This window comes from Rahnella bruchi (genome assembly GCF_003614975.1).
Taxonomy (GTDB): domain Bacteria; phylum Pseudomonadota; class Gammaproteobacteria; order Enterobacterales; family Enterobacteriaceae; genus Rahnella; species Rahnella bruchi.
Map to the genome: position 1 here is coordinate 62,769 of NZ_QZWI01000007.1, position 21,334 is coordinate 84,102.

Below are 21,334 nucleotides of genomic sequence, written 5' to 3' on the forward strand. Positions count from 1 at the left end.
CGTGATGGGCATAACCTATCGGGCTAAAATGACGCTTTTATGATGGGGAGATGACGGGATAAAGACGGTCAGGGTGTTAAGCCCTCCTCCTGTGCTCAAAATACAAGCATGATTTGTCTGCGGGCCGGGGGCACTTCATCGCAGAGGGAGGTAGGGAGAGGGTTATAATGACAAATCAAAAAGTAGAAATGCTCTGCTACCTTATTTTATCTGATAACTCTGTTGCCCGATTAATTCCAATGGAATAGAATCGCGCCAGCATTAATTTAAAAATAAACGATTGGCCGGATTTTCATTACCAGCAAGGATGCGGAAATATGATTTATTCCATCAGGAAGGCTCTCCTGTTCGTCCCGTTCTTTTTATCGGGTTGCAGTTCACAGCCTAATATTGCAGAGCAGGAGCAATTACAGCCCCCGGTGAGTAAAACCACCCTACATATGCAAAGGCTTTCCACTCTGGAAGATAAAGACGCCGTGACAATTAATGCTGCGCAACTTCAGCCAGGGGATATTCTTCTTTCATCATCGACCGGCGTGACATCACTGGGTATCAGACTATTTAGCATGACGGGCGTCAGTCATGCCTCGGTTTATCTGGGCAATGGTGAAGTCGCCGAAGCGGTCGGGGATGGCGTTCAGATTGTTTCGCTGGAGGACGCATTAACTCACAGCAATTCTATGGTGAGTTTACGCAACCAAAAATTAACTGAACTGCAAGCTGCGAAATTAAGAATTTTCTCTCAGAATAATCAGGGGAGGAAATATAACTATAAAGGCATCATTATTATCGCGCCTTATACCCTGACGCGGAGAGTTTGCGATCTACCGCTATTTTTCGGAAAAGGAAGAAGCACCTGTATAGATACCCTCGCGACGATTCAGATAGGCAACACACCGGAAATACAGAAAACTTTCTTCTGCTCCCAGTTTGTTATTGAAGCCTTTAATTTTGCGGGCAGTCCGCTCACCGCATCTGACGCACTTTGGGTATCTCCTGCCGATTTGTTGCACATGCGCGAAGGAGATGTCTCTTCTTTTGTACCGGTTCAGCCGCTGCATTATGTCGGCCATTTGAAAAAATGGAATTTGTACAACGCGGTCTTTGGGTAAATACCGGTCAAACCAGGTGCCTCCCTTCTGCGGAAGGCACCTGCCAGCAATGACATTACGACTTTGCTACTTTACGTATTTGTTACTTCACGGATTTACTGAATGCGTCCACAGCCAGAATGGCGTTCGCCACGTCTTCAGCAGAAAGATTGTGGTTCAGGTTACCCAGTGTATCGCCCTCGCCGCCTGCCAGCGCACCCACTTTCACCAGATTGGCGAAAGATTCGTTTTCCAGATGCATTTCTTTCAGCGTTGTTGGCATTTTAATGGAACGATAGAAACGCACGTATTTCGCGATCTCTTCGTCAGGACGCTGTTCCAGCACCATTTGCGTCAGCGTGCCGTACGCCACTTTTTCGCCGTGGGTCAGATGATGAATGTCACCGGAAATCGCCGTAAAGCCGTTGTGGATGGCATGCGCGCCTGCCAGACCGGCATTTTCGAAACCGAGGCCGGAGAGCAAGGTGTTGGCTTCTACCACCGCTTCCACCGCTGGCGTCACCAGTTTCTGCTCAACTGAGGTATAAGCGCTGTAGCCGTAAGTCAGCAGCGTTTTCTCGCAGGCTTCAGCAATCGCCATACCCGCAATCGTCGGATCACCGCCCACCATTGAGTGAGAATGTGAACGCAGAACCGCCTGCGCTTCCACAAAAGTCGCCAGGCCATCGGCAATACCCGAAGCGAAAAGACGCACCGGCGCTTGTGCGCATACGTGAGTATCGACCAGCACCAGATCCGGGTTTTTGTTGTAGAAGCGGTAAGATTCAAACACCCCATCATCTGAATAGATAACAGACAGCGCGCTGCATGGCGCATCGGTAGAGGCCACCGTCGGTACAATCACCACGTTTTGCTTCAGTTCATCGGCAATCGCTTTCACGGTATCGAGCGTTTTACCGCCGCCGAGGCCGACCACCACCTGCGTTCCCGCATCGTGGGCGATGGCGGCGAGACGGGTGATTTCTTTCGCGGAGGCTTCTCCGTTAAAACGTTCATAATGGAATTCAACGCTGGCTTTTTTCAGTGAGGCTTTAACGCGCTCCCCGATAATTCCCCAAACGACATCATCAGCTATCAGGAATGATTTTCCGCCCAGTGCAGGCAGATAATCTCCTAATTCATCCAGAACACCGCTGCCCTGAACGTATTTCCTTGGCGAAGAGAAGATAAATTTACTCATGATAAAAACCTCTTTTCGTTGATAATGTTTACGTGAATGACTCTGCTGAGAGTACTCCAGCACTGCACGAAGCCCAACCCTTTTAATTCAGATTAACAGCATGACTTGCAAAGAAATTTTCCAAATAATGAGGATGTTTAGAATATTAAGCGCAATTATTTTTCATCAATTTAATACCTCTAAATGATTATATAAATTGGCATAATTCCCCCGCCAGATTTATACACTCCGCTGTTAGCTTTTATCTATTGAATACATCAATAAAAGCGACTTTCACTTATCAGCGAGTCCCGTAGAATTCACTCCATTGGCAGCACGTCGTAAGCAGTGGTCATTAGCCAGCTCGCTGTTAGCCATTCCATTAATATTTCTGACATTAATAAGGGAACAGCATGTATAACTTTCAGCGCTACAACGCCAAAGAACTGGCGCTTGCCTACATGAGCAGCAAACCACACGATTTTTCGCCAAATGAATTTTTACAGCAGTTGAAAGAGGTCGAAAAATCTTTCGACGCTGCGCTGAGAAACCCTCAGCAACAACCGCAGAACGGAATGCTGGTGAAGGCGTTTTGATTGCCATCTTGGCCTTCATCAGTTGAGTACCGTGCGTTACCCTTGCTTTACCCTTTGAAGTTTTTTTGCAAGATCCTGTGTCTGGTTCAACTGCAAAATAAGATAATGTAAAAAAGCAAAAGCCCCGAATTATCGGGGCTTTTTGTCTTGTTGAATGACGTCTTACTAAGGGACTACTTCGTCATCTGGCGGTCATCAATGTACTTGCGTTTTTCCGGCGCTGGCGGGAAATACTGATACAGCCAGGTTTCTGACAACGCGGTCTGCCCGTTGCGCAGGAACATGCGCAGCTCAACCGGAGCTACAGAATCGCTGTCCGGATACCAGTCGAACAGAATGCGATAGCCATCGAACGGCTGCACATACAGAATTTCGATGTTTTTGATTTTACCGTGAGAGACGTTGATGACCGGTTCGATACCTTTATCAGCAAACGCTTTCAGCTCACCACCGATGAAGTCAATGGCGAAACGACGCGCCCAGACTTGCGGATAGTTCTCGCCCGGTGCCCAGCCTTCCGGGAAACCACCCATACCGGTACGCGTCGCCAGCACGTTGGCCAGCGGGCTGCGGTGTGGCGGCTCGGAACTCCAGTACAGCTTGTAACTGAAGCTGAATTCAGCGCCGGATTTCACCGGTTTTTCCGGCTGCCAGAAGCACACCACGTTATCCAGCGTTTCACCTGTCGTCGGGATTTCCATCAGATTGACAGCGCCCTTCCCCCAGTCTCCGACCGGTTCGACCCACAGGCTCGGACGTTTGTTATACCAGCCAATCACGTCCTGATAATTATTGAAGTCATGATCAAGCTGCAATAAGCCAAAACCTTTCGGACTGTTATCGCTGAAAGCGTTGAACTGCAAACGTTGCGGGTTGTTCAGCGGACGACAAATCCATTCACCGTTACCGGTCCACATTTCAAGACGATCTGAGTCGTGAATTTGCGGATGGATAGTATCGCAGCGTCCACGTTCACTGGTGCCACAGCTGAACATACTGGTCATCGGAGAAATGCCCAACTGTTTGATGTCTTCACGGGCATGCAGGTGGTTTTCAATTTCCATGACGACCCGGGTCGGTTCGCAGTGGATCACGAATTTATAGGCACCCGTGATACTCATGCCGTCCAGCAACGCATAAACGGTGAACGTGGTATCGCCAGGTTTCGGCGTATCAAACCAGAACGCGGTGAAATCCGGGAATTCTTCTGGCTGGTCAGTGAAGGTATCCACCGCCACACCGCGGGCTGACAGGCCGTACTGATAGGTATCATCCACTGCACGGAAATAGCTGGCACCAAGGAAAGAAACCACGTCGCGACGCGTCAGTTCCGGCGCTTTGTTGACTTTAAAACCGGCGAATCCGAGGTTAGAGAAGCCTTCCAGCTGTTTGGTATCAACTCCCGCGTCGTGATAGTTGAACAGTTCCGGGCGGAAATGAATTTCACGCGCCTGATGTTTCACCGGATCCACAGAATACATACGCACGCGGCGCTTAAAGCCCATACCGACGTGGAACAGTTCCACATCCAGCTGGCGGTCTGGCAGACCATTCCACAGTGAATGCGCATGATCGTACTGAATGGCGTTGTATGCCTGCGGCGTCAGTTCAGCCAGCGTTTTCGGCAATGGCTGCGGAGCCCCACCGTAGGGCTTATCCGCCAAATCTTTCGCCATTTTTTTCAGCGCATTGAAATCAAACGGCAATTCGCCGCCGTCTGCCACATTCGCCTCTGCCGCTTCTGCGGAACGGGTGAACAATGTGGACATCGCCGGCACACCACACCAGGCGGCGAATGCCATAGATGCTTTAATAAATGCTCTTCGTTCCATGCCAGAATCGTTTCCTGTACTGGGCAAAAAATCTGGGGACTTCGTCACACAAACGCAATCCCCGCGTATTCTGAATTTTCGACCCTAAGGCTAACGTAAAATTCACAAGCCGAGTACAAGAAATTGAATGCATTCAGCTAATATTTTGCTTGAAAAAGTTAGCGTATATGACTGAGTACATGCCGTGTATGGCAGGGGCTGAGACGGTTTTTGGAAACGGAAACTCCAGTGACAATTACAGCCACTATTTGATGATAAAGCCGTGGCGAATTTAGGAGCATTCTGTTACCGGAGCCTTACTATTCTTCAACTGGCAGACAAGCAGACAATATAACACCGGCGTCTGTAGGGATAAGACTCACCGGTAAATCCTATGTTCAAGAGATAAACTGAATTCGGATTATATACACGAATCATTAATAATACCGCCACAGACATTTATTATCTGTTAAGTGAATATATTAATTTCATACATTATCCTGATGATTGCATTTAATTTGGATTAAATTTTAATACTACGACGGAGATCAATAATGTGTATTCCTATGCGAATAGCATAAGACCTTATCAATGAAATATAAGGTCAGAACAAATGAAAGATGAACTGGGAGTCCCTGTACCGGTAGATGAACTCAGGGGAACGGCGGCCGGGTATTTTGGTGATTACCTACGGGGCAACGTTCCTGTTAATCAACTTATACCTAAACATGAGTATATACAGGACACAATAGGGTTGGAGAGCGCGTTTAATAAAAACAATCAACATTTAATGTTACTGACACTTGAAGAGGCCGACTCGGTCCTGAATCAATTACTCACGGGAATTGATTCTACCGCAACATACGCAGGAAATATAAAAGATGGCAACACCGGACTCAAAAACATCAAAAACCTCACAACGTATTATAACGATTCTAACAAACTTGTTTTCAATTTTAAGGGTTTAGGCATTAAAGCAATCCTCTACAAAATTAAAGGAGTCGAATATGTGAAAATTACCGGCCGCGCAGGTATCCGCAGGATCCTTAAAGGCACCCGATATGCCATTAATAACCCGCAGGTGCTTGAATTAGGCATAGGTAAAGCGGGAATAAACTCTGGGATTATCTCGGGCATACACTTCAGTATTTGGTTTTCGCTTGCATACAGAACCATAGAGTTAATATTCAAAGATGAGTATAACATTGTGGATTTCATTGGCGACATCACCATGGATATGGCAAAAGTTATTGCAATCGTCTTCGTGACAAAATTAATGGCATTAGCAGGAGGATGGTTAATTACTGCAGCAACAACTGTCGTTATTCCTGTTGCGTTGGGTATCGTTGCGATAGTAGTTATCGGTGTTGTCATCACTTATTCCTTAGATACTATTGACCGGCATATGAAACTTTCAGAAAAATTAAAGGAAATGATTAAAGATGGCTTAGCTGAAAGAAATTCAATTGAGAAGTGGAATTTAATGCACCACTCGCCTTTTAACTCATCTTTACACTTCGGAGGCTAGATGCCAATCAGGAATTTTATCGTCATCCTCATTTTCACACTAATTTTTCCTGTTACACTCTTTTTCCTTTATAAATTCTGCCTGGTAGATGCCATGCTGTTATTCAGGTTCAGCGATGCCATTTACTTCAACTGGCGAGTTTTCCCAATATTGACCACGATACCTATGGCAGTATATTTTGAAGTTCTGTTTGTTAGTTGCTTTTTCACCAAAAATAAAAAGGCAAGCCCTGCATTAGAGAAGTACATTTTACGTATGACAGCGATAACCGTTTTAATGTTTTTCCCTGTATTGCTGGCATGCCCGCTTGTTAACTTAGGATTTGCTTTCTCCTCTTATCATAACTGTGCTGTTGGTGGAGCTTTTACCGGAGTTTTCTATGTTAAGGATGAAAACCAGTGTTACACACTCACCGGAGTTAAATCCTGGAATAAGAGTCACGAGAAATTTAATCTGGAACATAAGCTTGGAATAGATGACTAGAAGTGCCGGACTTCAGGCCTGACAGGTGATAAACCGCTCACCCGTCAGGCATTTGAATTTTACATCACTCTGTCATTCCATAAACTATATGCACTAGTTCCCGCTGAAACATGTTCCCATGTAATCGTTTCATAGGAGAAAGTAATGGCTTCCTGTGGCTGTCCTTGGCTATCGTGAAGAACATGCGGAAGCAAAATATGCAAATCGGTAATTCTCGCACCTGTTAACTTGAATTTATAAAATAGCTCGTTAATACCAAATTGATTTATGCGGTACACGTCAATATCACAGGTGAGAACTTCATTTTCGGAAATTGCTTTCCCAATTAATGGGGAGGACTTATCCAACGGTTTAGTGATAATGACCGGATGGTGTGCAGCATTCTGTTCACGTGAAATCGAGTGGCTTAATTCATAAACCATGATCTGATCTAAATGGGCTAATTGTGCTTTGTTACCAATAGAGTCCAGCGACGAGCATCCTGATGATATTAACCCCTGAGTTTTACCATTTAGAGTTAGATAGATTTCATTAGCCATAAGGTTATTCCTTTAAGTTTAATATTTTACAAAAAAATATTTCCATCCCGAATCATAAGTCATATTAATGTTTATAATTCATAGTAAGCATGAAGCCGGATGAATATAACATCCATTCATTAGTTAAACTGTGACAAAAAGCTAAAACAAATTTTCTTAGTTAATTATTAACCTCATAGTTCGCAGTAAAATAAGATATTAAATTATTATGTCGTTGCCATCAGCAATCCCAGCCCTGCCATGCTAAATTGTTATTGTTCTGTAATTCCTATGCTTCACATATTGAGGTTAACGCATGTCAGATGAACCTATCCAGCAAAAAGCACGGGCGTTGTACGCTCAGCTCACCGGCGAGATTTCACTTCCCTGCTCGCTTCATATTAACGGCGCAGGAAATCTGACCTCTTATTATCCGGTTACGCCGCTCATCACCGCGTCTGTCGCATTAGCCGGGATGGCGTTAACGCGTTTACTGGCGCTTAAACACGGCGGACACGAAACCGTTACAGTCGACCGGCGGCTTGCGTCGCTTTGGTGTAAAACCAGTATAAAACCAGAGGGTTGGGAAATCCCGCCCGCGTGGGACAGTCTGGCGGGGGATTACGCCACCGCTGATGGCTGGATCCGCCTGCATACCAATGCTCCGGCGCATCGCAAAGTGGTGGAATCCCTGCTCGGTAAGGCGCAAAACCGCGAAGCCCTGGCACAGCGGGTAATAATGTGGAAAAAGGCTGAACTGGAACAGGCCGTGGTTCAGGCGGGCGGATGCGCCGCGCAGATGCTCATCCCGGGTGAATGGCAGCAGCATGTGCAGGGGAAATCCCTGCAAAATGAGCCGTTGTTTCAGCGCTCTTTATCCCCTGCCACGGCACTACCTGAGTGGGCGTTATCCCGTGAAAAGCCGCTGGCAGGCATAAAAGTTCTCGACCTGACTCGGATTATCGCCGGGCCCGTCGCCACACGTTTTCTGGCCGGACTAGGCGCGGATGTGCTGCGTATCGATCCCTTCGGCTGGGATGAAACCAGTCAGGAAGCTGACCTCACATTAGGCAAACACTGCGCCCGGCTCAATCTGCATAACCCGCAGGACCGTCATCGTTTCGAAGAATTATTACGCGATGCGGATGTGATCGTCCATGGCTACCGTGCCGGTGCGTTGCATAAACTCGGCTATGGCAGCGAGCAGCGCCGTGCTATCGCGCCGGGTGTGGTGGATGTTTGTCTGAATGCCTATGGCTGGAGCGGGCCGTGGCGCGAGCGGCGCGGCTTTGACAGTCTGGTGCAGATGAGTTGCGGTATTGCACAACAGGGAATGAAACTGTCAGGCAGTAATAAACCGGTGCCTTTACCGGTTCAGGCGCTCGATCACACCACCGGTTATCTGATGGCGGCAGCAGTTTTGCAGGGTTTAGCGCAACGAATGGAAAACGGTCAGGGCAGCGAATCCCGCCTGTCGCTAGCACGTACCGCACGGGAACTGATGGAAAACGGTGCAACAGCCGTCAGCGACGAACCGCTGACTGAATCCGCACATCAGGCCGACTTCTCACCTGAACAGGAAATCACTGTCTGGGGCAATGCACGACGTTTACTTGCGCCCGTCTGGCTGGAAAACACCTTGCTGCAATGGCATCTACCGGCATCACCGCTCGGTTCTGCCTCTGCCAGCTGGCAATCCGATTCGTCGGGAAAATGAGGTTTGACGCGGTCCGGTCACCCTTAAGACAACAATGAAAATGCCGCTTTGCGATATTGCAGCGGCGTTTTGCCAATCATTTTCTTGAAACGGGTGATGAAATACGGCGCGTCTGAAAAGCCGCATTGCAACCCAATTTCCTCGACCGAATGGTCGGTTGAGCGCAGCAGTTCGCAGGCGCGCTTCACCCGCCGCGTGGCGAGATAATCCTGAATCGAGCCCCCGGTTTCCTGCCCGAATACCCGTGATATATAGCTTTCAGAAAGCCCGAGAGCCGCCGCAAGCGCTGCCAGTGAAAACTTCTGCACGTAATTTTCTTCAATCCATTGCATCACTTTCGAAGCCGTTGTGCGGCTGATGGTTTTCGGCTGCCCGTCTTCTGCAGGCATAAAAACCATCAGTTGCAGGATGAGCATGGTGATCTCTTCCCACTGGTTCGACTGGGATTCGGGTAACTGATTGAACTGTTCGAGGATCACTTCTATATGACTGGCGTGCTCGCTCAGATCGAAAATCGGTGCGGCGCGGTCGGCATCCCATAAACTGGCAAATCGTCTGCGACGCTGCGGGAAGGATTGCAAACATCCATCCAGTAACTGATGGTCGAGATGAATGGTGGTGCGCAAATAGGCGTTCTTCTCGTCAGCTTCCACAAAAACTTTATGCAGTTTGAAGGGCGGGAAGACAAACATCCGCCCCGGCCTCAGCGTGTATTGCTGATTATCGACGATCACAATGCCGTAGCCCTGGCTAACAAAAAGTAATTCCAGGCACTGATGCCAGTGAAAATAATTGGCACTTCCGCGGCTCATCCGGTTAAAAGAAACCTGTCGTTCGTTAAGGGCAATACGTTCAAGATAATCAGATGCCGGCATTGGGGTTCCTCATAATGCATTTCTGCGTCATTTTTATCCAGGACAACAAAACACAATTTTCAGTCAGCTTTTTATAATTTAAGCCCTTTTATCCGCCATTTAATAATCACAATTTTAAAAATCACGCCATTGTGTGAAGCAGTTAACAATCAGCGCGGGTCACTTCTCTATATTTCATTCCTGAAACAGAGAAATGAAATAATATTTCAAATTAATAGACCTTTATTTTTTGGTTCCCACTCAGTCACCGGGAGAGCTTTGATGACCCTGAATATTGTCAACATCGATAATCCGTTGCGTACCCGCAACGATATGCAGCAACTGCTCAATGACATGCTCTCGGCAGTGTCGCCGTACACCGAAGAAGGTAAAAGCGGCATTGATCTCGGAAATACCACCACGCATTACGGTAAAGAAATTGCCAAAATGGAAGCGCTGTCGCGCATGCTGTGGGGGATTTTCCCATTGCTCGCCGGTGGCGGCGAATGTGCGGACCTGCCCTTCTATATTAATGCTATTCGCTTTGGTACCGACCCGCAGCATCCGCAGTACTGGGGAAATATCCGTGATTTCGACCAGCGTTGCGTAGAAATGGCTGCTTTTGGTGTTGGTCTCACGCTGCTCAACAAACGGTTGTTGCAGCACTTCACTGTGCAGGAACAGCAAAATCTGGCGGACTGGCTTAATCAGGGACGCGACGCGACCATTCCCAATAACAACTGGAATTTCTTCCCGGTCATGGTGCAGATGGGCTTTAAGCAGTCCGGCCTGCCCTGGGATCAGGCCGCCGTGGCTGCCCGATTTGAGCTGATGGAAAGCTATTATCTCGGTGACGGCTGGTATTCCGATGGCCCCGGTCGTCCGCGTGATTACTACATTTCCATGGCGTTTCATTATTACGGGCTGCTTTACGCACAAAATATGGCCGATGTGGATGCACCACGTGCCGCCATGCTGCGTGAACGCGCTCAGCGCTTCGCACAGGATTTCATTACGCTGTTCTCTGCCGGCGGCGCGGCTGTACCTTTCGGGCGCAGCCTGACCTATCGCTTCGCCGAAGCCGCTTTCTGGAGCGCTGCCGCGTACAGCAAGCTGGACGTGTTCACGCCAGGCATCATCAAAGGGGTAATTCTGCGCCATCTGCGCCACTGGCTGAAAGAGCCGATTTTTGACCGTGACGGCGTGCTCAGTATTGGTTATCACACGCCCAATCTGGTGATGGCCGAGGACTATAACGCGCCGGGCTCCCCTTACTGGGCGTGCAAACTATTTCTGGTGCTGGCACTGCCACAGGACGATGCGTTCTGGCAGGCTGAAGAAGCACCGCTGCCGGAGCTTTCCCGCGCCCACTGTATTCCTCACGCGAATCAGATCCTGACCCGCGACGGGGAAAGTCAGCACGTAGTGATGCTCACTTCCGGTCAGCTAGAGCTGAATAACTTCGTCAATACCGAAGCCAAGTACACCAAATTTGCTTATTCCAGCCAGTTCGGTTTTACCCTCGACAGGGGCCGCTACGGACTCAAACATGCCGGTTGTGATTCGATGCTGATGTTCTCAGAGGGTGACGGGTATTTCCGCGGGCGTCGCGACTGCGCCGAAACCCGGATCACCGAATCAATGATTTATTCCCGCTGGCTGCCGTGGCACGACGTTTGCGTGCGCACCTGGCTCATTCCCTGCGGCGACTGGCATTTACGCGTTCACCATGTTGAAAACCAGCGCCCGCTTGATACAGCCGAAGGCGGTTTCGCCGTCATTCAGGAGCCTGCCACACAAACCGAATATACCGGTGATCGCCGTGCCATGACGGTTTGCGCGCGTAACGGCATCAGCCGGATTGTCAGCCTGGAAAGTCTGTCGGCGCGCGTAGCCGAAGCGGTGATTACCCCGCCAAACAGCAGCATTATGTTTGCCGAAACCGCTGTTATACCGGTACTGAAAAATACCCTTAACGCAGGTTCTCACTGGCTGATCACCGCCGTGTGCGCGTCTGCAACAGCCGATATCAGCAACAAATCCGTGCCGGAAGTCAGCCTCGATGGCGGGCAACTGCGCTGGCAGTCGAACGGCCACAGCGGCCAGATCTCGTTGAATTAACCGTCAGAGTCCGTTTCAGGAGTCACTATGAAAGCCATAAAAACTGCCAGTAAAACGGCTTACTATAAAATGAGCAGCTTTATATTCCTGTATTTCTTCACCTGGTCTTCGAGCTTCGGGCTCTACGCCCTGTGGCTCGGCCAAAAAGCCGGGCTGGACAGCGTCAGTATCGGCACGGTCTTTGCCATCAACGGCGTGTTCGCGGTGATCATGAAGCCGGTATATGGCTACATCATGGACAAAATCGGGATGAGCAAGTCCCTGCTCTATTTTGTCGTGCTGGTTTCCGCGCTGATGGCTCCGTTCTTTATTTTCGTCTATCAGCCGCTGCTGGACAGCCATCTGATGCTCGGCATTATCGTCGGCGCACTGTATCTGAGCCTCGGCTGGTATGCCGGTGTGGCAGCGTCAGAATCTTACGCCGACCGTTTCAGCCGTTTGTATCACATGGAATTCGGGCAGGTGCGGATGTGGGGCTCACTGGGCTGGGCGCTGGCTGCCTCGTTTTCCGGCGTGCTGTTTAATCTGTCTCCGGCCTGGAACTTCGGTCTGAGCAGCGCCACATCACTGGTGATGTTAGTGGTGCTGTTGTCACTGAAGATTGGTGATGAAGAACTCAAAAATAATGACGTCATTTCTTCGCAAAAAATCATGTTCGGCGACGTTATTTTGCTGCTCAAAAACCGCAAATTCTGGATGTTCTCGATGTATGTGGCGGGCGTGGCGTGGATGATGTTTGTCGCCGAACAACAGTTCTCGCGCTATTTCGTCACCTTCTTCGACACCAAAGAACAAGGCAACGCGTGGTACGGATATCTGAGCACCGTACAGTCCGGCATGGAATTCCTGATGATGATGGTGATCCCCTTCCTGGTGAACTATTTCGGGGCCAAGAAGGGCCTGCTGTTTGTCGGTGCGCTGGTGGGATTACGCCTGATCGCTTCCGGGCTGACCCACGATCCGCTGCTTATCTCGATTATCAAACCGTTCTACGGCCTGGAAATCGCCCTGCTGCTGGTGTCGGTATTTAAATATATCGCTGAGCATTTCAGCAAACGTGTCAACGCCACCATGTATCTGCTGGGTTATCAGGCGATGATCTATGTCGGCTCGATTGTGGTCGCCCCGCCTGCCGGCTACTTCTACGATCGCATTGGTTTCGAACACACCTATCTGGTGATGGGCGGCATTGCCCTGTGCTTTACGCTGATTTCCGCTTTCACTTTGTCGGCCTGTCACAGCCTGCGATCCGGCGTGCCTGCACCCGTGACACCCGCTGAGAATAACGGCGAACTCGCGCCGCTGAAGCGGTGACCGACACAAACCCATTTATTGAACTCTATCCACCGAAATAAAGACACTTATTGCTCTGCAAAAGGGAGACGTTATGACGCTTAACATCACGAAAGAAAAGTTATTGCCCGTTGAACTGAATCAGCTGGACAGAATTGCTTTCGCGCAGAAATTACAACGGGCACGTCAGGTAGTGCTTAGTAAAATTTCCCGCAATCTGGATAATTTTGGCGATAAGTTTCCGTCAGAAAACTGCGAAAACGGCCACTACAAACTGACAGACAATGTGGAATGGACCACCAGTTTCTGGACCGGTCAGCTGTGGCTGGCCTGGGAGATGACCGGCGACGACCGTTACCGGCTGGCGGCAGAAAAACAGGTGACGTCATTTGGCAACCGCATCGCTAACCGCATTGATACGGCCACGCACGATCTCGGCTTTCTCTACAGTTTATCCTGCGTCAGCGCCTTTAAACTGACCGGTAATCGTCAGGCGCGCGGATTTGCCCTGCTGGCCGCTGAGGCACTGATGGAGCGTTTTAACACCAAAGCTAAAATCATTCAGGCATGGGGTGATTTAAAGGATCCGGAACAGGCCGGACGCATGATTATTGACTGCAATATGAACCTGCCTCTGCTGTACTGGGCGAGCGAGCAAACCGGGGAGGCGCGCTTTGCCGAAGCCGCGCGCGCCCATGCGGAGCAGGCAGCGAAATATATCGTGCGCCCGGACGCTTCCACTTATCACACCTATTACATGGATACCGTGACCGGCGAGCCACGTTTTGGTAATACTCATCAGGGTTACGCTGATGACTCCTGCTGGTCGCGCGGTCAGGCCTGGGGCATTTACGGATTCCTGCTCAGTTATCGCTATACCGGTGATGAAGAACAGGTCGAGTTGTCTCGCTGTCTGGCACATTATTTCCTTAATCGTCTGCCGGAAGATGATGTCTGCCACTGGGATTTAGCGTTGCTGGGCACCGATGCGGTTCGCGACAGTTCAGCGGCAGCCATTGCAGTGTGCGGGTTGCTCAGTCTGGCGACGACGCTGCCCGCCACCGACGACAAACGCGCATGCTACGAAGAAATGGCGCTGCGTATTATGGATTCGCTGACTGAGAATTATCTGGCCGGTGAGCAAGAAGATTGTGACGGGCTGCTTAAGCATTCTGTGTATCACATGGGAAGCGGCAAAGGCGTGGATGAGTGTTGCAGCTGGGGCGATTATTTTTATGTCGAAGCGCTGACGCGCCTGACGCAATGCTGGCAGTCCTACTGGTAATCACTGTGACGCAGCGCTGACACGCTGCGTCCGCTTTTGTTGCCATTTTTCATTCGTGAATTGTTTTTAAGCATAAGCAGCATCATCATCTCCTTGCGAAGTGTTACATCGTGTTACGGTAACACGCCCATTGTTTAGCACTTCTTCTATGTCCTTACAACCATTAAGAATAATCCGAATTAGTTCCTTTTTTTTGTTCAGTTACAAAGTTAATCCTGACATAAACCAAATTAATCAAAAACCTCCCTGCCTGTGAACGCCTGAAAATAACACTTCCACGCCGCCATCTTTCATGCAAAAAGTAGAGTCAGCGCTCATTCTTTGCGCTTTTTTGCTGACACTAAAGAATCCAATCATTATGCAGAACAAGGACGTCCTAAGAGGACTTACTATGCAAACGATAATCTTGGATCCATGCCGGTATACCCGTCTGGGGTTGCAACAATTACTCACCAGTGAACAGGAGATCAGTTACGCCACCCATTTTGACCAGTTACACGCCGGATGCATCAGACTCAATCCCTCTGTGGTGTTTATAAATGAGGATTGCATGTTGTCTCAGTCACAGAACAAAGAGCGACTGGGCGAACTGATTACTGACTGCCCGGAGACGTTATTTTTTATCTTCATGTCGCGTACGCGTATACATTTTGAAGAATATATTTTTGTTCGTAAGAACGTGATTATCACCTCGAAATCGATTAAGGCAGAAACGCTCCGGCAGTTACTGAATCATCCTTCACTCCCGCAGGCACAGGATCCGGCCAGTTGCGCGGCTCTGGATATCAGACCGGTGATGCTTAGCCGCTCAGAATCCGCCATGCTAAGAATGTGGATGTCGGGTAACGGAACGATTGAAATATCTGATAAGTTGCAAATCAAAACAAAAACGGTGTCTTCGTATAAGGGAAATATTAAGCGGAAAATAAAATCACCGAATAAGCATATTATTTATCACGTTGTTCGTTTGTGTGATCAACTCACCAATGGAATTTACGTGAATTAACCCTTTCCTGGTTCCCGCTACAGGCTGTGTCTTAACGTAGCCTGTAGCGAACGTAATTAATCTGCAAAAATGCGATCTGCCCCACAAATATAAACTGAATCCCTCCGCCCGAATGCCGATGAATCTTAATGGCGTTTTCTTTTCGTCACGGCAGGACTTGCCCGCTGGCAATGCCTACATCGCTGTTATTTACCGTCCGGAACCGACGGTATGCAGGATCAACAGAGCGGAATAAAATAAAATGGATACTCCTACCCTTTCAGATACCAGAACGTCTTTCATCAGCAATATTCGACTGATTACCCTGATTAGCCTGATCCTCACCGGGATCCTATTTCTTTTTGCCGTTTCCATCGGCACATCCAGTTTCTTTCTTAAGCAAAGCAATGCCGCATTGGCCAATGCCACGCAGGAACTGCAAATTCGTCTGGCGCTTTCGAACAGTTCTAACCATTTGCGTACGGCACGTTTGTTGCTGATCCAGGCCGCTGCTGCCGCCCGTATCGGTGATCAGGATGTTTTCAACCAGAACCTGACTGACGCGGCCAGCCGTATTAAACAATCGCAGTCTTCGTTTGAAAGCTATATCAACCGCCCGAATAAAACGGAAAAGGATCTGGCGCTCGATGAACCGCTGAAAAAAGCCTACAACGAATATCTGACCAAAGGCATGGCGCCGATGCTGGAATCAGCAAAGCAGGCGCATTTTGAAGAAGTCATTTCTCAGGAAGCGGAAACCGTGCGCAACCTTGATCTGGCCAACAATACGCCGTTACTGGCTGCCATTGCCTATCGCACCGAAACCGCCAATGCCATTAATGACAAAGCCCAGCGCAATGCTGTTCTCGGTTATACCCTGATGGCAGGCAGTTTCCTGCTGGCGCTGGTGCTGACCTTCATCACTTATCTGGTGATGCGTAAAGTAATCATTCATCCGCTGAACCGTCTGGTGGTGCGTATTCAGAAAATCTCCGAGGGCGACCTGACGCAGCCGGGCCAGAGCAACGGTCGCAATGAAATTGGCGTGCTGAGCAGCAATGTTGAGCAGATGCAGCAGTCTCTGGCATCCACCGTGCTGACCGTGCGCGAAGGTGCCATGTCGATTTATCAGGGGTCGACGGAAATCGCTTCCGGCAATACCGACCTTTCCTCACGTACCGAGCAACAGGCTGCTGCGCTGGAACAAACGGCCGCCAGTATGGAGCAGCTGACCGCGACCGTGAAGCAGAACTCCGAAAATGCCCACCACGCCAGCAAACTGGCCGCTGATGCCTCGCATAAAGCGCAAAAAGGCGGCAGCATCGTGGAAGATGTGGTAACGACGATGGACAAAATTTCCCGCAGCTCGTCCAAAATTGCCGAAATCACCAACGTGATTAACAGCATTGCCTTCCAGACCAATATTCTGGCGCTGAACGCCGCGGTTGAAGCCGCGCGTGCAGGAGAACAGGGACGCGGATTTGCCGTCGTTGCCAGCGAAGTGCGTAGTCTGGCGCAAAGAAGCGCGCAGGCTGCGAAAGAAATTGAAACGCTGATTGAAGAATCAGTCGATTACGTGGGCGAAGGCTGCATTCTGGTCGGCGACGCGGGCGATACGATGTCTGAAATCGTCACCGCCGTCAGTCATGTCACGGATATCATGGGTGAAATCGCTTCTGCTTCTGACGAGCAGAGCCGCGGGATCAGTCAGGTCAGTCTGGCCGTGTCGGAAATGGACGGCGTCACCCAGCAAAACGCCTCGCTGGTACAGGAAGCCTCCGCTGCGGCGGCATCGCTGGAAGAACAGGCGGCGCGTCTTACACAGGCCGTGGCAGTTTTTCGTCTTGAAAACACGGCTCAAAAAGCCCCTGCACACCGCCAGCCACCGGCACGCGCCCTTTCCGTTCCGGACAAGCGCTTATCCAAACAGGCCAGTGAACAACCTGGCTGGGAAACTTTCTGATCCCGAAACATCACCGTAAAGGACGGCCTTAAAAACAAAAACACCGGCGGCATTGCCCCGGTGTTTTTTATGCCGACTGAATTTTGCAGGTAACGGCTATTCTGTTTCTTCGCGCGGCTCAACGAATGTGCCGTCTTTGGTGTCGCCTTCATTGAAGAACCAGATGCCTGCCGGATAATCTTCCAGCGATACCAGATACATAACGCCTTCATAAAATTCTTCTACGGCTAATACTTTACCTGGCCGGCGCGGTCCGCCGTCGGTTTTTACTGTCACAAGATCATTAACTTTCATCGGGTTATCCCATGGTTTTCAATTATGTTTATTGTAGTACAGACAGCCACACAAAAGCAGGTGGCGAGGGGAAAGTTAGCCTGAAAAGTAGAAAATAACCCTGCGGCACTAATTTGCATTTCCTTAACATATTGCGGCCAGAATACTGACTTTCATTTCCTTTATACTGGCGCGTGCTCACCCCCGAGGGAGTACAACAATGAATGTCATAAGAAATATTTTTGCCCGCCACTATGCGGGCTTTTTTTTGCTCTTTTGCCAGCACGTCCCAGCGGAGTAGTCATCACAGAACTGTCTACACAATCAGAGCCACAAACCCGATCCATAAACGAGATCCATAAACTACAGACGTAAAAAAACCCGCGCATGCGGGTTTTTGTTATCTTTACGTTTATCGCTGAAACAGCGGTAAAGCAAGATTAGATAGCGGTAACGTTAGCCGCAGACGGACCTTTAGCACCGTTCTCGATAGTGAACTGTACGTTCTGGCCTTCAGCCAGGGTCTTGAAACCTTGGTCCTGGATTGCAGAGAAGTGTACGAATACATCTTTGCTGCCGTCAGCAGGAGTGATGAAGCCAAAGCCTTTAGACTCGTTAAACCACTTAACCTGACCTTTCATCATTGACATAGGAATTACCTTTTAAAAATAAATTTCGCCACCATGGGCATGTTATAGCCGGATTTCAGTCGTTACTTATGGAGGCACTAAGAAGGAAATTCGTCAGAGCAGGGTTATCATGGATAACGCTTTAAATTGGAACAACTTTACTCAGGATGTCGTGCATAAATAGGTCTGTACCACAGGCCGGTACGCATTAACTCATGACTGCCCTTTAATAGCAACTCTTTTTAATGCAATGGTGAGGTAAACTCTCAAAATAGTCTAAATATGTACCATTCAGTACAATCATTAACCAATCATCAGGCTATTTTTCAATAGGTTGTGAAGTATCTGCCTCAAGGACCGTACCGCAATGCGCGCAAAATTTTGCATCAATTTCATGTCCGGAATGCAGACAAATCTGACAAGAACGCGCTGCCCGTCCTTTTTCCAATTCTTGTGACATATAAGCCGTTAAGATCCCGGTAGGTACGGCGATGATGGAATACCCCAGCAGGATAAGCACCGATGCCAGCATTCGCCCGAGAGCAGTGTGCGGAGTAATATCACCATAACCGACCGTGGTGAGCGTCACGACCGCCCAGTAGACCGAGGCACCCAATGAGGTAAATCCGTCCTTCCCCCCTTCTACCGCGAACATCAGCCCGCCGAACAGGCAAAGGATTATCGCTACAAAGCCGAAGAAGATGCCCAGTTTACGTCGCGCGCGCATCAGGCTTCGCCACAAAATTCCGGCGTCACTCATATAACGCAGCAGCTTAAGCACCCGCAATACGCGCAGCACCCTCAGCAGGCGCACCAGCACCACCAGATCGGGTGACACGCTGAGTGACGGTATCAGCCACAGGATGTACATCGGCAAAATCGTACAGAGGTCTATAAACCCGAAGAAGCTCAACGGATAGTGGACTTTTCGCGGTGAGGAGATCACCCGCAGAACGTATTCCACCGTGAACAGCACGGTGAAAGCCACTTCTATCGTGCCAAATCGGTACAGGATGTCCGGAATAGTGGGAAAGAGATCGGTCGCGCTCGACTCTATAAACAAAAACAGAACGCTCAGCAGCGAGATGACAATCCAGAAGGTTTCCATCCGGCGGCCGCTGCGGGTACGGTGCTCAAATAAAAGGGCATAACATCTGCGTCTTGCTGACGCGAAATAGCGGTAATCCTGTGACATAAACGGCACCGGCAAAAGGAGTTACGGCAAGAATAGACGCTTTTTTCCGCCGCGCCTATGGCTTAGAAAGTCCAAAAAAAACGCCGGTCACATATTGTCTTTAAAAGACCAGTGACCGGCGTTTGTACAGCGCGCTGAAAGCGTGCCGGATTAATCCATGAGCTCTGAAACTGCATGACGGACATAGGCCGTAATTTGTGCGACGTCTTCTGCGTCAGCGCTGCCGCCGCCAATTGACCGCACAGTATTCTCCAGATGGCCGATATCCTGTTCGACTTTCTTCGCAATCTGCACTTTAACAATGGTGTCGACCGAAGAAATAAAAGCCCGCATCACGGCTTTCAGGGCGAAAATCTCACCGAAAGAATCGTACGCAGGTTTGTCCGCAGCGATTGGTTGCGCTGCACGTGGCGGCAGGTCTTTCAGCCTGTCCACATGTTCAATCATCAGATCCATGTCTCTGATGAGTTCATCAAAACTCTTAGCCACTGGTTTTCCTTCGCCCGGCGAAAGGCAGCAGGATACCACCGCGCTTTCAAGCCGAGAAGTCACAGAAACGTGTAAAGAGTAAATTTCGCCACAATGCGCCTGCCCCGCTGATTTAACTCAATTATCAGGACAGACGCATTAGGTCGCTATTTAACCAATATCTCGATACAACACGTAATAAACGTTATTTCTTGCGCAATAACGGTCATTCATTGCTCAGTATGAGTTAGCCGGCGTTTTTCAGCGAAGCCATATCAACAACAAAGCGGTATTTCACATCGCTTTTCAGCATACGTTCGTAAGCGCCGTTGATATCCTGCATGTCGATCATTTCCACATCACAGGAAATGTCATGCTCAGCACAGAAATCCAGCATTTCCTGCGTTTCTGCGATACCGCCGATCAGAGAGCCAGCCACGGTTTTGCGGCCCATCACCAGTTTGCCGCTGTGCAGCGCAGGTTCGATTGGCTCGATAAGGCCAACCAGAATATGCGTACCATCGCGCTTGAGGGTTTCCAGATACGGATTCAGGTCGTGAGGATTCGGTACGGTGTCCAGGATGAAGTCGAAGTGGCTTTTCACTGCGGCCATTTGTTCTGCATCAGTAGACAACACCACGTGGTCAGCGCCCAGACGGTAAGCTTCCTGCTCTTTGCCTTTGGAACGGGTAAACAACGTCACATCCGCGCCCAGGGCTTTAGCGAATTTCAGGCCCATGTGACCTAAGCCGCCTAAACCGACGATCGCCACTTTATGGCCTTTTCCTACTTTCCAGTGTTTGAGCGGAGAGTAAGTGGTGATACCAGCACACAGCAGCGGTGCTGCAGATTTGATGTCCAGTTTTTCAGAAACGCGCAGAACGAATTTTTCTGAAACAACGATTTGTTCAGAATAACCGCCGTAGGTCATCATGTTGTCATGACGATCATGGCTGTTGTAAGTCATGGTAGCGCCTTCTTCACAGTACTGTTCCAGGCTTTCTGCACAGGACTCACAATGCTGACAAGAATCAACCATACAACCCACACCGACGGTATCGCCGACGCTGAAGCCTGTTACTTTCGCGCCAACTTGCTTAACGCGACCGATAATTTCATGGCCCGGAACCATCGGATAAATGCTCTGATGCCATTCGTTACGTGCCTGATGAATATCAGAGTGACACACACCGCAGTACAGAATGTCGATCACAACGTCGGTATCACGCGGGTCACGGCGAACAAAATTATGAGGCGCGAGAGGCGCATCCGCTGAATGTGCAGCGAAACCACGAACGTTAAGTGTCATTTTTTTCTCCTGGTAGGCAAACGGAATACTTCATG

General features: G+C 49.4%; 19 protein-coding genes. 10 read left to right on the top strand and 9 right to left on the bottom strand.

Translation table 11 applies throughout. From position 1 onward, the window contains the following. Positions 1 to 317 precede the first annotated feature (317 nt). A complete protein-coding gene (locus tag D5398_RS13685) occupies positions 318 to 1,112 on the top strand; it encodes a YaeF family permuted papain-like enzyme (RefSeq protein ID WP_120508133.1) in 795 nt (264 codons plus the stop codon). 82 nt (positions 1,113 to 1,194) lie between these two features. Here D5398_RS13685 and D5398_RS13690 read toward each other — a convergent pair whose 3' ends face one another. Then, positions 1,195 to 2,292, bottom strand: a complete 1,098-nt coding sequence (locus tag D5398_RS13690) for a glycerol dehydrogenase (protein WP_120508134.1) — start codon at positions 2,290 to 2,292, stop codon at positions 1,195 to 1,197. Positions 2,293 to 2,684: 392 nt separating this feature from the next. On the opposite strand from D5398_RS13690, the gene D5398_RS13695 reads away from it, so the two are divergent. Next, a complete protein-coding gene (locus D5398_RS13695; protein ID WP_112289272.1) occupies positions 2,685 to 2,867 on the top strand; it encodes a hypothetical protein in 183 nt (60 codons plus the stop codon). A gap of 173 nt (positions 2,868 to 3,040) precedes the next feature. Here D5398_RS13695 and D5398_RS13700 read toward each other — a convergent pair whose 3' ends face one another. After that, positions 3,041 to 4,699 (bottom strand): glucan biosynthesis protein D, encoded by a 1,659-nt coding sequence (locus D5398_RS13700; RefSeq protein WP_120508135.1) that lies wholly within the window; start codon positions 4,697 to 4,699, stop codon positions 3,041 to 3,043. 592 nt (positions 4,700 to 5,291) lie between these two features. On the opposite strand from D5398_RS13700, the gene D5398_RS13705 reads away from it, so the two are divergent. Together D5398_RS13705 and D5398_RS13710 are read left to right on the top strand one after the other, a co-directional pair. Further along, positions 5,292 to 6,206, top strand: coding sequence for a hypothetical protein (locus tag D5398_RS13705; protein ID WP_120508136.1), 915 nt, complete (start codon positions 5,292 to 5,294; stop codon positions 6,204 to 6,206). After that, positions 6,207 to 6,689, top strand: coding sequence for a DUF1240 domain-containing protein (locus tag D5398_RS13710; RefSeq protein ID WP_120508137.1), 483 nt, complete (start codon positions 6,207 to 6,209; stop codon positions 6,687 to 6,689). It abuts the gene before it with no gap. 59 nt (positions 6,690 to 6,748) lie between these two features. Here the strand turns inward: D5398_RS13710 and D5398_RS13715 are convergent, their stop codons facing one another. After that, positions 6,749 to 7,228: an Hcp family type VI secretion system effector gene (locus D5398_RS13715; protein WP_120508138.1), complete on the bottom strand. Its 480-nt coding sequence runs from the start codon at positions 7,226 to 7,228 to the stop codon at positions 6,749 to 6,751. Positions 7,229 to 7,523: 295 nt separating this feature from the next. Between D5398_RS13715 and D5398_RS13720 the strand changes: the two genes are divergently transcribed. Beyond that, positions 7,524 to 8,924, top strand: a complete 1,401-nt coding sequence (locus tag D5398_RS13720; protein ID WP_120508139.1) for a CoA transferase — start codon at positions 7,524 to 7,526, stop codon at positions 8,922 to 8,924. Positions 8,925 to 8,947: 23 nt separating this feature from the next. Here the strand turns inward: D5398_RS13720 and D5398_RS13725 are convergent, their stop codons facing one another. Further along, entirely contained in the window at positions 8,948 to 9,799 is an 852-nt protein-coding gene (locus D5398_RS13725) for an AraC family transcriptional regulator (protein WP_120508140.1), read from the bottom strand. Positions 9,800 to 10,060: 261 nt separating this feature from the next. On the opposite strand from D5398_RS13725, the gene D5398_RS13730 reads away from it, so the two are divergent. The 5 genes from D5398_RS13730 to D5398_RS13750 all read left to right on the top strand — a co-directional run bounded on the left by D5398_RS13730 (position 10,061) and on the right by D5398_RS13750 (position 17,425). Next, positions 10,061 to 11,899: a DUF2264 domain-containing protein gene (locus D5398_RS13730; RefSeq protein ID WP_120508141.1), complete on the top strand. Its 1,839-nt coding sequence runs from the start codon at positions 10,061 to 10,063 to the stop codon at positions 11,897 to 11,899. Between the two features lie 27 nt (positions 11,900 to 11,926). Further along, complete coding sequence (locus D5398_RS13735) at positions 11,927 to 13,213, top strand: oligosaccharide MFS transporter (protein WP_120508142.1); 1,287 nt, start codon at positions 11,927 to 11,929, stop codon at positions 13,211 to 13,213. Positions 13,214 to 13,286: 73 nt separating this feature from the next. Then, positions 13,287 to 14,477, top strand: coding sequence for a glycoside hydrolase family 88 protein (locus tag D5398_RS13740; RefSeq protein ID WP_120508143.1), 1,191 nt, complete (start codon positions 13,287 to 13,289; stop codon positions 14,475 to 14,477). Between the two features lie 391 nt (positions 14,478 to 14,868). Continuing rightward, positions 14,869 to 15,483, top strand: coding sequence for a transcriptional regulator RcsA (rcsA, locus tag D5398_RS13745; protein WP_120508244.1), 615 nt, complete (start codon positions 14,869 to 14,871; stop codon positions 15,481 to 15,483). 241 nt (positions 15,484 to 15,724) lie between these two features. Beyond that, complete coding sequence (locus tag D5398_RS13750; protein WP_120508144.1) at positions 15,725 to 17,425, top strand: methyl-accepting chemotaxis protein; 1,701 nt, start codon at positions 15,725 to 15,727, stop codon at positions 17,423 to 17,425. A gap of 96 nt (positions 17,426 to 17,521) precedes the next feature. On the opposite strand, the gene dsrB is transcribed toward D5398_RS13750, so the two are convergent. From dsrB to D5398_RS13775, 5 genes are all read right to left on the bottom strand, one after another. Further along, positions 17,522 to 17,719: a protein DsrB gene (dsrB, locus tag D5398_RS13755; RefSeq protein WP_120508145.1), complete on the bottom strand. Its 198-nt coding sequence runs from the start codon at positions 17,717 to 17,719 to the stop codon at positions 17,522 to 17,524. Positions 17,720 to 18,138: 419 nt separating this feature from the next. Continuing rightward, positions 18,139 to 18,348, bottom strand: a complete 210-nt coding sequence (cspE, locus tag D5398_RS13760; protein WP_013575246.1) for a transcription antiterminator/RNA stability regulator CspE — start codon at positions 18,346 to 18,348, stop codon at positions 18,139 to 18,141. Positions 18,349 to 18,646: 298 nt separating this feature from the next. Further along, the gene (locus D5398_RS13765) at positions 18,647 to 19,522 is read right to left on the bottom strand and encodes an ion transporter (RefSeq protein WP_120508146.1); all 876 of its coding nucleotides are present in this window, start codon (positions 19,520 to 19,522) and stop codon (positions 18,647 to 18,649) included. Positions 19,523 to 19,672: 150 nt separating this feature from the next. Next, the gene (locus tag D5398_RS13770) at positions 19,673 to 20,011 is read right to left on the bottom strand and encodes a hypothetical protein (protein WP_120508147.1); all 339 of its coding nucleotides are present in this window, start codon (positions 20,009 to 20,011) and stop codon (positions 19,673 to 19,675) included. A 226-nt stretch (positions 20,012 to 20,237) separates the two neighbouring features. Next, the gene (locus tag D5398_RS13775; RefSeq protein ID WP_120508148.1) at positions 20,238 to 21,299 is read right to left on the bottom strand and encodes an NAD(P)-dependent alcohol dehydrogenase; all 1,062 of its coding nucleotides are present in this window, start codon (positions 21,297 to 21,299) and stop codon (positions 20,238 to 20,240) included. Positions 21,300 to 21,334 lie beyond the last annotated feature (35 nt).